This is a genomic window from Roseivivax sp. GX 12232, assembly GCF_021272185.1.
In the GTDB taxonomy this organism is placed as follows: Bacteria; Pseudomonadota; Alphaproteobacteria; order Rhodobacterales; family Rhodobacteraceae; genus Roseivivax.
In genome coordinates this window covers 151,490-163,358 of sequence record NZ_JAJSEC010000003.1, presented here as the reverse complement: position 1 = coordinate 163,358, position 11,869 = coordinate 151,490, and the positions used below count along the sequence as shown (strand labels likewise).

The window sequence follows — 11,869 nt, the reverse complement described above, 5'->3', positions numbered from 1 at the left end:
CCCGGGCCGCGCGCGCGGCGCTTGCATCCCCGCCCCGTGGCTCCGTAACACAACAGACGAGGAGCTTGAGGCAGGGAGGAGCCGCAAAATGACATATGCCGATGTCTACCAGTCCTGGAAGACAGACCCCGAGGCCTTCTGGCTGGAGCAGGCCCGCGCCATCGACTGGGACGAACCGCCGACGCGCGCGCTCTACGACCGCGGCCACCATGTCTTCGAGTGGTTCGCCGAAGGGCGGCTCAACACCTGTTACAACTGCGTCGACCGCCACGTCGAGGCCGGCCGCGGAGAGCAGGCCGCGATCATCTACGACAGCCCGGTGACCGGTACCAAGGCGACGATCACCTATGCCGAGCTTCAGGACCGGGTCGCCCGGCTGGCCGGCGCGCTGAAGGCGCGCGGCGTGGAAAAGGGCGACCGGGTGATCATCTACATGCCCATGGTGCCCGAGACCGCGGTGGCCATGCTGGCCTGCGCCCGGCTCGGCGCGATTCATTCGGTGGTCTTCGGCGGCTTCGCCAGCCACGAGCTGGCGGTGCGCATCGACGACGCCACCCCCAAGGCGGTGATCGCCGCCTCCTGCGGCATCGAGCCGGGCCGCACCGTGGCCTACAAGCCGCTGCTCGACGGGGCGCTCGACCAGGCCACGCACAAGCCCGAGTTCACGGTGATCTTCCAGCGCCCCGAGGAGGAGGCCGGCCTGACCGAGGGCCGCGACTTCGAGTGGCACGCCTTCCAGGAGGGCGCCGAGCCCGCGACCTGCGTCCCGGTCGAGGGCACCCACCCGGTCTATGTGCTCTATACCTCCGGCACCACCGGCGCGCCCAAGGGCGTGGTGCGGCCCACCGCCGGGCACCTGGTGGCGCTCTACTGGTCGATGAAGAACATCTACAACGTCGACCCCGGCGAGGTCTTCTGGGCGGCCTCGGACGTGGGCTGGGTCGTGGGCCACAGCTACATCGTCTACGGCCCGCTGGTGCACGGCAACACCACGGTGCTCTTCGAGGGCAAGCCGGTGGGCACGCCCGACGCCTCGACCTTCTGGCGGGTGATCGCCGAACACGGGGTGCGCAACTTCTTCACCGCCCCCACCGCCTTCCGGGCTGTCAAGCGCGAGGACCCCAAGGGCGCGCTTCTGGAAGGCCACGACATCTCGAAGCTCCGGGCGATCTACCTCGCCGGGGAACGCGCCGATCCCGACACGGTGGAATGGGCGCAGGAAATCTCCGGCAAGCCGATCTACGACCACTGGTGGCAGACCGAGACCGGCTGGCCGATCGTCGCCAATCCCGCCGGGCTCGAGGCCATGCCGGTCAAGGTCGGCTCCCCTTCCGTCGCCATGCCGGGCTACGACGTGCAGGTCCTCGACGAGGGCGGCACCCCGGTGGCGCCGGGCAACCTCGGGGCCATCGCGATCCGCCTGCCGCTGCCGCCGGGCACGCTGCCGACGCTCTGGAACGCGCCCGAGCGCTTCCACAAGAGCTACCTCGCGCGCTTCCCGGGCTACTACGAGACCGGCGACGCGGGCCTGATCGACAAGGACGGCTACCTCTACATCATGGCGCGCACCGACGACGTCATCAACGTGGCGGGCCACCGGCTTTCGACCGGCGCCATGGAAGAGGTGCTGGCGGGCCACCCCGACGTGGCCGAATGCGCCGTGATCGGCGTCGCCGACGACTTCAAGGGCCAGCTGCCCATGGGCTTTGTCTGCCTGACCAAGGGGGTGAACCGCCCGCATGACGAGATCGAGGCCGAATGCGTCGCCCGGGTGCGCCAGCAGATCGGCCCGGTGGCGGCCTTCAAGCTCTGCAAGGTGGTGGACCGGCTGCCGAAGACCCGCTCGGGCAAGATCCTGCGCCGGACCATGGCCAATCTCGCCGACGGCCAGGACTTCAAGATGCCCGCGACGATCGACGATCCCGCCATCGTCGACGAGATCCGCGCCGCGGTGAAGACCCTGGGCTACCCCCAAAGCGGCGGCTGAAGCGCGCGCCGGTGGCGGCTCCGGGCGGTGCCGGGGTCGCCGTGGAGCATCTACCGTGAGAGCGAGCGGGGCGGTCGCCTTTCCGGTCAATCAGCGCGCCAGCACCGACGCGATAACCCAGCGCGCCACGCTTGCCTCAATCCCGCCAGCCCGGCCATAAGAGCCCGCCGCGCAACCTCACCCCCGTCCCGGCGCCTCGCGCCCGCGCGGCCCCGCGACCTCCACCACATCCGCCAGAAGCGCCTCCGAGACCGCCCGGCCCTCGGTGTTCTGCACCACGCTGACGACGCCGGTGCTCTCGACCACCACCGCCTTCACGTCGGAGAGGTCATGCACGTTCGACTGCCGCAGCTTGGCCATGAGGTCCTCGCGGGTGACATTGGCGCGCATCATGCCGTCCCAGAGGATCTCGCCGTCGCGCATCACCAGGACCGGCCGCGCGTCGATCAGCCGGCGCAGCCAGTCGACCCGGGTGCGCAGCGGCGCCATGGCCATCTTCCACAAATAAAGCGCCGCGATCGCCCCGATCCCGGTCCAGAGGCTCTTGTCCGGCGAGGAGACCACCGCCGCCAGCACCGAGCCGATGGCCACGGTGACCGCGAAGTCGAAGGCCGACATCTTGGAAAAGGACCGCAGCCCCAGAAGCCGCGTCAAAAGGACGATCGCCGCCATGATGGCGACGGTCTTGACCAGCATGTCGAGAAACTCTGCCACTCCAGTGCCCCCTTCGCCCCACGCGCCGAAAAAACGCCCCGCCGCGCCCCCCGGTTCCCCGCCCCCGTCGACGCGTCCGGGCGCGCCGCCCCACCAGGCGCCACCCCTTCCAGGCCTGACCGGGCCGCAAATACTCCGGGAGCGCGAGGGCAGAGCCCTCGCTCCGGCCGGGCGGGCCTCAATGGCCCGGCCGGACGGACAGCCAGCCCGACCCCCAAAACCAAAAGAACCAACCCAACCACCCAGGCCCACCCCCAGGCCTGACCGGGCTCCAAATACTCCGGGAGCGCGAGGGCAGAGCCCTCGCTCCGGCCGGGCGGGCCTCGATGGCCCGGCCGGACGGATCGCCCTCCCCCTCAGACGAACTGTTCGCGGATCAGCCGTTCCTCGAGCCCGTGGCCCGGGTCGAAGAGCACCCGATGGGCGATCTCCGGGGCGCTGCGGATGTCGACGCGCAGCACGTCGCGGACCGAGCGGCTGTCGGCCTCGGCCATGACCGGGCGCTTCTCGGGCTCCAGGACCTCGATCGAGACATCGGCGGTCTTGGGCAGGAGCGCCCCGCGCCAGCGGCGGGGGCGGAAGGCGGCCATGGCGGTCAGCGCCAGCACGTCGGCGCCGATCGGCAGGATCGGGCCGTGGGCGGAATAGTTGTAGGCCGTGGACCCCGCCGGCGTCGCCACCAGCGCCCCGTCGCAGACCAGCTCGGCCATGCGCAGCTTGCCGTCGACCGAGATCTTCAGCCGCGCCGCCTGCGGCCCGGCGCGCAGGAGCGAGACCTCGTTGATCGCCAGCGCCTCGTAGGTGCCGCCGTCGGTCTGCACCGCGCGCATCGCGAGCGGCGTGATCACCGCCTCCTCGGCGGCCGCCAGCCGTTCGGTCAGATTGTGCTCGGAGTATTCGTTCATCAGGAAGCCCACGGTGCCGCGGTTCATCCCGTAGACCGGGGCGGCCAGCTCCTGCGTGCGGTGCAGCGTCTGCAGCATGAAGCCATCTCCGCCCAGCGCGACGATGACGTCCGCCTGGGCCTCGGCGTGATCGCCGTAGCGCCGCGAGAGCGCCGCCTTGGCGGATTGCGCGATGGCTGCATGCGAGGCGGCAAATGCGATCCTCATCCGTCTCGACCTGTTTCCTGTCCTGCCTGTGCCGTTCCGAAACAAGCACAGCGGCCCGCAAAGCGCCAGCGGGGACGGCATATTGTCCCGAAACGCCGCTTGCGGGCTTTGTGCCGGCGGCGAAACGCGATACATCGCCGCCAGACCCGATGCCGGGGGCCCGGCGCCCCCAGGCCAGATTGCAAGGAGATCTGCCCATGAACGCGCCTCATCGTGACGACGGTTTCTTCACCGAGACGCTCGCCAGCCGCGACCCCGAGCTTTTCGCCGCGATGGAGGGCGAGCTTGGCCGCCAGCGCGACGAGATCGAGCTGATCGCGTCGGAAAACATCGTCTCCCGGGCGGTGATGGAGGCCCAGGGCGGGGTGATGACCAACAAATACGCCGAGGGCTACCCGGGCCGGCGCTACTACGGTGGCTGCGACTGGGTGGACGTGGCCGAGAACCTCGCCATCGACCGGGCCAAGCAGCTCTTCGGCTGCGACTTCGCCAACGTGCAGCCGAACTCGGGCAGCCAGGCCAACCAGGGCGTCTTCACCGCGCTCCTGCAGCCCGGCGACACGATCCTCGGCATGAGCCTCGACGCCGGCGGGCACCTGACCCATGGCGCCAAGCCGAACCAGTCGGGCAAATGGTTCAACGCGGTGCAATACGGCGTGCGCCAGCAGGACAACATGCTCGACTACGACGCGGTCGAGGCCCTGGCCCTGGAGCACCAGCCGAAGCTGATCATCGCCGGTGGCTCGGCGATCCCGCGGCAGATCGACTTCAAGCGCATGCGCGAGATCGCCGACAAGGTCGGCGCCTGGCTGCATGTGGACATGGCGCATTTCGCCGGCCTCGTGGCCGCGGGCGAGCATCCCTCGCCCTTCCCGCATGCCCATGTGGCGACCACCACCACCCACAAGACCCTGCGCGGCCCGCGCGGCGGCATGATCCTGACCAATGACGAGACCATCGCCAAGAAGGTCAACTCGGCGATCTTTCCCGGCATCCAGGGCGGCCCGCTGATGCATGTGATCGCCGCCAAGGCGGTGGCCTTCCGCGAGGCGCTGGAGCCGGGCTTCAAGACCTATGCCCAGTCGGTGATCAAGAACGCCCAGGCGCTCTCGGACCAGCTGATCAAGGGCGGGCTCGACACGGTGACCCATGGCACCGACACCCATGTGGTGCTGGTCGACCTGCGGCCCAAGGGCGTGAAGGGCAACGAGACCGAGAAGGCGCTCGGCCGTGCGCATATCACCTGCAACAAGAACGGCGTGCCCTTCGACCCCGAGAAGCCGACGGTGACCAGCGGCATCCGCCTCGGCTCGCCCGCCGGCACCACCCGCGGCTTCGGCGAGGCGGAGTTCCGCCAGATCGCCGACTGGATCATCGAGGTGGTGGACGGGCTGGCCGCCAACGGCCCCGAGGGCAATGCCGAGGTCGAGGCCAAGGTGAAGGCCGAGGTCGAGGCGCTCTGCGCGCGCTTCCCGATCTACGCCGGGCTCTGAGCGGCGGTTTCTTCGCCGAAGGGTGACAGGGAGGACGCGGGGCATATCCCGCGTCCTCTTTTTTTTCCTGGGTGCCGTGGGGTGGGTCGGTTTGGGCATTCGCGGGGGTGGCAGGCAGGCCGCTCTTGTCGCGCTGTGGCATCAGGCACACCCGGCACCCAAGCCTGCCGCGCGAATAGCGCGCCCGAACCTGCGCCAGCCCCGGCTCAAGACGCCCGGACCCAATCCCTCCGCACCCCCGCGCCCGCGCCCACACCTTTGACCCTGCCGCCGGGGCGTGGTCATCTGCCCGCAACCGCTCCGACCCGTCTTCCCGAAAGGACGCCCCATGCAGATCACCCGCGCCGGCAGCCGCCCCTCGCAGACCCCCTCGCTCGAGTATTTCACCGGGCGCGTCCGCATGGACCCGATCGGCGCCGCCGAGGAGCCGGGCCGCCACCGCATCCTGCGGGTGACCTTCGAGCCCGGCGCGCGCACGAATTGGCACACGCATCCCTACGGCCAGACGATCCACGTGGTCTCGGGGCTCTGCCTCGCGCAGGTCGAGGGCGAAGCCATCGAGGAGCTGCGCCCCGGCGACACCGCCTGGTTTCCCGCCGACGTGCGCCACTGGCACGGCGCCGCGCCCGAGGTGGCCATGGTGCATATCGCCGTGCAGGAGGCCCGCGACGGCGCCACCGCCGATTGGGCCGAGCCGGTCTCGGAGGCGGATTACAGCGGCCCGCGGGCGGGGGGCTCGTAAGGGGAAAGCAACGTGCACAGCGGGGCGGTCGGCGCTATCGGCCTGCCCCGTTCGCCCCTGCGCTCTGACCGCCTGCCCCGCGTCAGGCGGTGACACGCGCACCACCTGCGCGCTCAGAGAAACCCGCGCCAGAGCAGCACCGCCAGCACCAGCGCGAAGAGCAGGATCAGGTTGAAGGCGAGCCCGCCGAGCAGCCCCAGGAGCCGCCCGATCCGCCGGTCGCGCACGTCCACCGTCTTCAGCCAGTCCTCGGCCCGCGCCCCCGCCGCCAGCGTCTGCGGCAGGTCGATCTGCCGGCCGAGCTTCGGATGCCCCGCGAGCGACCAGGCGCGCTCGACTTGATCGAGGTCGCGCCGGACCTTGCCGGGCAGAAGCCGCCCCGGCGCCGCGATCCGCCGCCGCAGCGGGCCGCGAGACGCGCCGAACTTCGCCTCGAGCAGACGCTCGAGCCGGGCCACCATCTTTTCCAGTTTGGGATCCGCGCGCATGGCGTCCTCCTATCCCGCCCCGGGCGCGAGGAAAAGCGGCTGGATGCCCGCGCGGCCTGCCGCTATCCATGCGGCATGCTGAACACCATCCGCCACGGCGACGCCTCCCTGCCCCCGCTTGTCATCGTCCATGGCCTTTATGGCCAGGCGAAGAACTGGACCCGCATCGCCCGCGCGCTCTCGGGCATCCGCCACGTCGTGGCGGTCGACCAGCGCAACCACGGCGCCTCGGACTGGCGCGAGAGCCACGGCTACGAGGACATGGCCGCCGATCTGATCGAGGTGATCGAGGATCTGGGCGGGCCGGTGGACCTCGTGGGCCATTCCATGGGCGGCAAGGCCTCGATGCTGGCGGCGCTGACCCGGCCCGATCTGGTGCGCCGGCTGGTCTCGGCGGACATGGCGCCGGTGAGCTACGACCACGACCACCAGTCGGGCTACATCCGGGCGATGCAGGCGGTGGACCTCGAGCAGGTCAGCAAGCGCTCCGAGGCGGCGGCGCAGCTCGCAGAACATGTCTCGGACCCGACGCTGCAGGGGTTCTTCACCCAGTCGCTCGACATGAAGGAGAAGCGCTGGCTGTTGAACCTCGAGGTGCTGGGCCGGGAGATGCCGAAGATCCTCGGCTGGCCGGGCAGCGAGGGTGTCTTCGAGGGACCGACGCTGTTTCTCTCGGGCGCCGAGAGCGACTACGTCACCCCCGAGATGCGCCCCGCGATCCGCGCGCTGTTTCCCCGCGCGCGCTTCGCGAAGATCCGCGGGGCCGGGCACTGGCTGCATGCGGAGAAGCCCGACGACTTCATCGCCGCGCTGGAGGCGTTTCTGACGGCGGAGGGGTGATGTGGGGGTGGCGAGGTGGCGCGCGGTGCCTCGGATGAGCTGAAGATGCCCGCCGCTTCGGCTATCGCCTAGCTTGAAGGCGAGAGGCCCTCGAGAAGCAAGCCGCACCCCGCAGGCACGGTCCCTGTTACCGCCTCACCTGCCAAACCGCTCCGCTGCCCGGCACTTTTACGCTCCGCCGCAAGCCCGCCCCCCTTGCAACCAAGCACCTCCAGAGGGCGCGCGCCGGACCGGGGGCCGGCGCTGCCGACCTCAGAGCTATGCGCTTAATGGCAGCAAGGTCAGGACGAAAGACAAGCTATGCGCGCCATCCCAAGGAGCGCCGGCCCATCGGGCCGGTCCGGCGCGCGCCCGGCACCTTCGGTGCTATTCGGGCGCAAGAGGGGGATGGGTGCAGCCAGTGCACTGGATGAGTGAGCGCGTGAAGGGCTGACAGACCGGGGACCGGGTCGGCGACTACGGGCGACGCTTATCCGCCCCGCAACCGCACACGGCACCACTCGAACCGCACAAGCCCAAGACCTCACAGCCCCCGGCAGGTCCGTTCCGAGCGCGAGACGAAGGCCTCGTAGCGGTCCCAGAAGGCGTCGTCCCGGGCGGTCTTGGAGTATTTCACGTCATGCGCCTCCTGCGGGTCACGGAAGAAGCGCGCCGCGCGCCGCGAATCGGAGCCGGTGAGCGTGTCGTTCGCCATGGCCTGCACGCAGCCGCAGAGCGCCCGGCTGCGCGCCTTGCGGTCCGAGGCCATGCAGCCCGAGTAGATCGGGCCCGAGGCGAATTTCACCACCGGGGCCGAATAGGACGACCCGCCGCCGCCGCATGCCGAAAGGATCAGAAGTGCCGAGACCGCGCCCAGAAGCGCCCGTGCATTGCCCGTCATAACTCCGCCTGCTCATGCCTGGCCGGGTTTGTCCCGGCATTCTTGGGGCCATGATGCCCGAAGCGGGGGCGCGCTGCAATTGACCTCTGGCCAAAAGCGCGCGGCCCGGCGGGAGGCGGCCAGCGGGGGGCCGGAAGGTGCGGCAGAGGCGCGGCTGCACGGGCTCCGCATGGGCGCCTCGGCGCCTGCGCTACCGCCGAATTGGCGCTCCAGACACGCGCCGCAGAATGCCCCTGCCCCGGCACAGACGCTCGTTCCGCAGCAAATCCGCCCCGAGAGACGGCAAGAGACGCATTGATCACTGCACCAACGGCCCGCGCCCGCGCCTCACCCCGGCCGGATCTCGAAACCATCCGCCAGCGAGCCGCTCGCGGGGCTCACCGCCACATCCGAGACGCGCGCCATGCGCGGACCCTTCCAGAGCCGCTCGCAGAGCGCGGCGACCTGCGCCTCGGGGCCCGCGATCTCGGCCTCGACGCTGCCGTCCTCGCGGTTGCGCACCCAGCCCGAAAGGCCCAGCTCGCGCGCGGTGGCCTGGGTCCAGGCCCGGAAGGACACGCCCTGGACCCGCCCGGTGACGATCACCCGGATGTGCTGTCGCGCCATCTCGCCTCCTTCACCTCGTGCCGGGGCGGCGGGGCCCCGCGACACGGCGACCCCCAGCCTGTCAGCGAGGGGCCCCGGCATTCAACCCACCTTGACCGTGACGCCCCCCCGCGTCATATCCCAGCCCCATGACAACGCCTCTTTCGCGCATCCGCAACTTCTCCATCGTCGCCCATATCGACCACGGGAAATCCACCCTGGCCGACCGGCTGATCCAGCTCACCGGCACGGTCTCAGAACGCGACATGAAGGACCAGCTCCTCGATGCCATGGACATCGAACGCGAGCGCGGGATCACCATCAAGGCCAACACCGTCCGCATCGAATATCCGGCCAAGGACGGCGAGACCTACGTGCTGAACCTGATCGACACGCCCGGACACGTCGACTTCGCCTATGAGGTCGCGCGCTCCATGCAGGCGGTCGAAGGCTCGCTCCTGGTGGTCGATGCCACGCAAGGGGTCGAGGCGCAGACCCTCGCCAATGTCTATACCGCGATCGACGCCGACCACGAAATCGTGCCGGTCCTGAACAAGGTCGACCTTCCGGCGGCAGAGCCCGACCGGGTGCGCGAGCAGATCGAGGACGTGATCGGCATCGACGCCTCCGAGGCCTGCCTGATCTCGGCCAAGACCGGGGTCGGCATCCCCGATGTGCTCGAGGCCATCGTCCAAAAGCTGCCCCCGCCCGAGGGCGGCACGGCGGATGCGCCGCTGAAGGCCATGCTGGTCGATTCGAAATACGACCAATACCTGGGCGTGATCTGCATCGTGCGCATCGTCGAGGGCACCCTAAAGAAGGGTGACCGGATCCGCATGATGAAGACCGGCGGCACCTATGACGTCGACGACGTCGGCGTCTACCGCCCGGCGATGAAGGCGGTCGAGAGCCTGGGCCCCGGCGAGATCGGCTATCTCAACGCCTCGATCAAGCAGGTGCGCGACACCCGCGTCGGCGACACGATCACCCACGAGAAGAAGCCCTGCGCCCAGGCGCTGCCGGGCTTCAAGCCCTCGGTCCCGGTGGTCTTCTGCGGGCTCTTCCCGGTCGATGCCAACGACTTCGAGGACATGCGCGAGGCGATCGAGAAGCTGGCGCTGAACGACGCCTCCTTCACCTACGAGATGGAGACCTCGGCGGCGCTGGGCTTCGGCTTCCGCTGCGGCTTCCTCGGGCTTCTGCACCTCGAGGTGATCCGCGACCGGCTGGAGCGTGAATACAACATCGAGCTCATCACCACCGCGCCGTCGGTGATCTATCACCTCTATACCAAGGACGGCGAGCGCCGCGACCTGCACAACCCCGCCGACATGCCCGACATGACCTATGTCGGCCATATCGAGGAGCCGCGCATCAAGGCGACGATCATGGTGCCCGACGACTACCTGGGCGACGTGCTGAAGCTGTGCCAGGAGCGCCGCGGCATCCAGATGGACCTGACCTATGTCGGCGGCCGCGCCATGGCGGTGTATGACCTCCCTCTGAATGAAGTTGTCTTCGACTTCTACGATCGCCTGAAATCCGTAACAAAGGGTTACGCCAGCTTCGATTACGAGATGATCGGCTACCGCGAGGACAACCTCGTGAAGATGTCGATCCTGGTGAACGACGAACCGGTCGACGCGCTGGCCATGATGGTGCACCGCGACCGCGCCGAGATGCGCGGCCGGGCGATGTGCGAGAAGCTCAAGGAGCTGATCCCGCGCCACATGTTCAAGATCCCGATCCAGGCCGCGATCGGCGCCAAGGTCATCGCCCGCGAGACGCTGTCGGCGATGCGCAAGGACGTGACGGCGAAGTGCTACGGCGGTGACGCCAGCCGGAAGAAGAAGCTGCTCGAGAAGCAGAAGGCCGGCAAGAAGAAGATGCGCCAGTTCGGCAAGGTGGAGATCCCGCAAGAGGCCTTCATCTCGGCCTTGAAGATGGACAGCTGAGGGGCGGTCATCGCCCCTCGCCACGGGTTTCGGGCCGGGCAGCTGCCCGGCCTAAGCCAAGACACCGCTTGAGCGCGGTGCCCTGCCCTCAAAACAACAAATCAGGCCCCGCCGTCAGCCGCCCCTCAGCGGCGAAGCCCTGAGGCGGGGTCTAGCACCCGGGCCCCTAACGGCGCGTTAAAGCCCGCTCAGAACCCCGTGCCGCTCCAGAGAATCACGTTGGTATAGGGCACCACCTCGCCGGTGCGCACCAGGCAGACCGCCCCCGCAGAGAGCGCCTTTAGCTCGGCGTGCGGCACCGTCTTCGGCGTCAGCCGCTGCGCGAAGCCCGCGCGGACCTCGGGGCCCGCCTCCTCGGCCACCGCGGCGCGTTCGACGACCATCTCGGAGAGCACCGCGTCGAGCACCGGCCAGAATCTCGGCAGCCCGCGCGTCACGGCCAGGTCGATGACCCGCACGCCGGGCGGCACCGGCAGGCCCGCGTCGCCGATCACCAGCGCATCGGTATGGCCAAGTGCCGCCACCACGCGGGCCAGATCGGCGTTGAGAATTCCCTCTTTTTTCATGCGCTTGCCTTTCCTTGCGCGGGGATCATCCTGCCCCTCACCCCGCCGCTTCGAGCTGGTCCAGAAGCGCCTCGGCAGCCTCTTCCACGAGGTCGAGCACGCCGTCGAAATCGCGGGTGTAGTAGGGGTCGGGCACCTCTGTGAGCCCGGGCCGGCCCAGCGCCTCGGTGAAGAGCCGGGGCGCGGGCGTGCCCTCGGGCCGCAGCGCCTGGAGCGTCGCGAGGTTCTCCGCATCCATCGCCAGGAGCAGGTCGAAACTGTTGAAATCGCGTGCTGTGACCTGCCGCGCGCGCTGGTCCGAGAGGTCGTAGCCCCGGGCGGCCGCGGCGCGGATTATCGGCGGATAGGGCGGCTCGCCCAGGTGCCAGCGCCCGGTCCCGGCGCTGTCGAGCCGCAAGGCCAGCCCCCGCGCCCGGGCGCGCGCGCCCACGACCCCTTCCGCCACCGGCGATCGGCAGATATTTCCAAGACAGACGAAGAGGATAGATCGGATCATGCGCACCAGGC

12 protein-coding genes are annotated in these 11,869 nt (G+C 69.5%); 5 read left to right on the top strand and 7 right to left on the bottom strand.

Annotated features, from left to right (window positions below; all coding sequences use genetic code 11):
• The first annotated feature begins 88 nt into the window (after positions 1–88).
• Complete coding sequence (locus tag LR948_RS07205) at positions 89–1,987, top strand: propionyl-CoA synthetase (protein WP_232753318.1); 1,899 nt, start codon at positions 89–91, stop codon at positions 1,985–1,987.
• Between the two features lie 177 nt (positions 1,988–2,164).
• Here the strand turns inward: LR948_RS07205 and LR948_RS18995 are convergent, their stop codons facing one another.
• Both LR948_RS18995 and LR948_RS07195 read right to left on the bottom strand, forming a co-directional pair.
• Positions 2,165–2,701, bottom strand: coding sequence for a YetF domain-containing protein (locus LR948_RS18995; protein ID WP_232753317.1), 537 nt, complete (start codon positions 2,699–2,701; stop codon positions 2,165–2,167).
• Between the two features lie 356 nt (positions 2,702–3,057).
• Positions 3,058–3,813, bottom strand: coding sequence for an NAD kinase (locus LR948_RS07195; protein ID WP_232753316.1), 756 nt, complete (start codon positions 3,811–3,813; stop codon positions 3,058–3,060).
• A gap of 197 nt (positions 3,814–4,010) precedes the next feature.
• Between LR948_RS07195 and glyA the strand changes: the two genes are divergently transcribed.
• Both glyA and LR948_RS07185 read left to right on the top strand, forming a co-directional pair.
• Positions 4,011–5,306: a serine hydroxymethyltransferase gene (glyA, locus tag LR948_RS07190; protein WP_232753315.1), complete on the top strand. Its 1,296-nt coding sequence runs from the start codon at positions 4,011–4,013 to the stop codon at positions 5,304–5,306.
• A gap of 328 nt (positions 5,307–5,634) precedes the next feature.
• Positions 5,635–6,048: a cupin domain-containing protein gene (locus tag LR948_RS07185; protein WP_232753314.1), complete on the top strand. Its 414-nt coding sequence runs from the start codon at positions 5,635–5,637 to the stop codon at positions 6,046–6,048.
• A gap of 113 nt (positions 6,049–6,161) precedes the next feature.
• On the opposite strand, the gene LR948_RS07180 is transcribed toward LR948_RS07185, so the two are convergent.
• Positions 6,162–6,536 (bottom strand): hypothetical protein, encoded by a 375-nt coding sequence (locus LR948_RS07180; protein WP_232753313.1) that lies wholly within the window; start codon positions 6,534–6,536, stop codon positions 6,162–6,164.
• Between the two features lie 75 nt (positions 6,537–6,611).
• Here LR948_RS07180 and LR948_RS07175 point away from each other — a divergent pair, with 75 nt between their 5' ends.
• The gene (locus LR948_RS07175) at positions 6,612–7,376 is read left to right on the top strand and encodes an alpha/beta fold hydrolase (RefSeq protein ID WP_232753312.1); all 765 of its coding nucleotides are present in this window, start codon (positions 6,612–6,614) and stop codon (positions 7,374–7,376) included.
• Positions 7,377–7,899: 523 nt separating this feature from the next.
• On the opposite strand, the gene LR948_RS07170 is transcribed toward LR948_RS07175, so the two are convergent.
• Positions 7,900–8,256, bottom strand: coding sequence for a hypothetical protein (locus tag LR948_RS07170; RefSeq protein WP_232753311.1), 357 nt, complete (start codon positions 8,254–8,256; stop codon positions 7,900–7,902).
• A gap of 327 nt (positions 8,257–8,583) precedes the next feature.
• Complete coding sequence (locus LR948_RS07165; protein WP_232753310.1) at positions 8,584–8,862, bottom strand: acylphosphatase; 279 nt, start codon at positions 8,860–8,862, stop codon at positions 8,584–8,586.
• Between the two features lie 128 nt (positions 8,863–8,990).
• On the opposite strand from LR948_RS07165, the gene lepA reads away from it, so the two are divergent.
• Positions 8,991–10,796 (top strand): translation elongation factor 4, encoded by a 1,806-nt coding sequence (gene lepA / locus LR948_RS07160; RefSeq protein WP_232753309.1) that lies wholly within the window; start codon positions 8,991–8,993, stop codon positions 10,794–10,796.
• Positions 10,797–10,984: 188 nt separating this feature from the next.
• On the opposite strand, the gene rbsD is transcribed toward lepA, so the two are convergent.
• Positions 10,985–11,362, bottom strand: a complete 378-nt coding sequence (gene rbsD / locus LR948_RS07155) for a D-ribose pyranase (protein WP_232753308.1) — start codon at positions 11,360–11,362, stop codon at positions 10,985–10,987.
• 37 nt (positions 11,363–11,399) lie between these two features.
• The gene (locus LR948_RS07150; RefSeq protein WP_232753307.1) at positions 11,400–11,858 is read right to left on the bottom strand and encodes a low molecular weight protein-tyrosine-phosphatase; all 459 of its coding nucleotides are present in this window, start codon (positions 11,856–11,858) and stop codon (positions 11,400–11,402) included.
• Positions 11,859–11,869 lie beyond the last annotated feature (11 nt).

What these genes read in the sequence shown, in the direction of transcription:
- LR948_RS07180 (WP_232753313.1), bottom strand. Translation starts at nt 6,536, where the DNA reads ATGCGCGCGGATCCCAAACTGGAAAAGATGGTGGCCCGGCTCGAGCGT.
- LR948_RS07185 (WP_232753314.1), top strand. Translation starts at nt 5,635, where the DNA reads ATGCAGATCACCCGCGCCGGCAGCCGCCCCTCGCAGACCCCCTCGCTC.
- LR948_RS07150 (WP_232753307.1), bottom strand. Translation starts at nt 11,858, where the DNA reads ATGATCCGATCTATCCTCTTCGTCTGTCTTGGAAATATCTGCCGATCG.
- LR948_RS07195 (WP_232753316.1), bottom strand. Translation starts at nt 3,813, where the DNA reads ATGAGGATCGCATTTGCCGCCTCGCATGCAGCCATCGCGCAATCCGCC.
- glyA (WP_232753315.1), top strand. Translation starts at nt 4,011, where the DNA reads ATGAACGCGCCTCATCGTGACGACGGTTTCTTCACCGAGACGCTCGCC.
- LR948_RS07165 (WP_232753310.1), bottom strand. Translation starts at nt 8,862, where the DNA reads ATGGCGCGACAGCACATCCGGGTGATCGTCACCGGGCGGGTCCAGGGC.
- lepA (WP_232753309.1), top strand. Translation starts at nt 8,991, where the DNA reads ATGACAACGCCTCTTTCGCGCATCCGCAACTTCTCCATCGTCGCCCAT.
- LR948_RS07175 (WP_232753312.1), top strand. Translation starts at nt 6,612, where the DNA reads ATGCTGAACACCATCCGCCACGGCGACGCCTCCCTGCCCCCGCTTGTC.
- LR948_RS07205 (WP_232753318.1), top strand. Translation starts at nt 89, where the DNA reads ATGACATATGCCGATGTCTACCAGTCCTGGAAGACAGACCCCGAGGCC.
- LR948_RS07170 (WP_232753311.1), bottom strand. Translation starts at nt 8,256, where the DNA reads ATGACGGGCAATGCACGGGCGCTTCTGGGCGCGGTCTCGGCACTTCTG.
- rbsD (WP_232753308.1), bottom strand. Translation starts at nt 11,362, where the DNA reads ATGAAAAAAGAGGGAATTCTCAACGCCGATCTGGCCCGCGTGGTGGCG.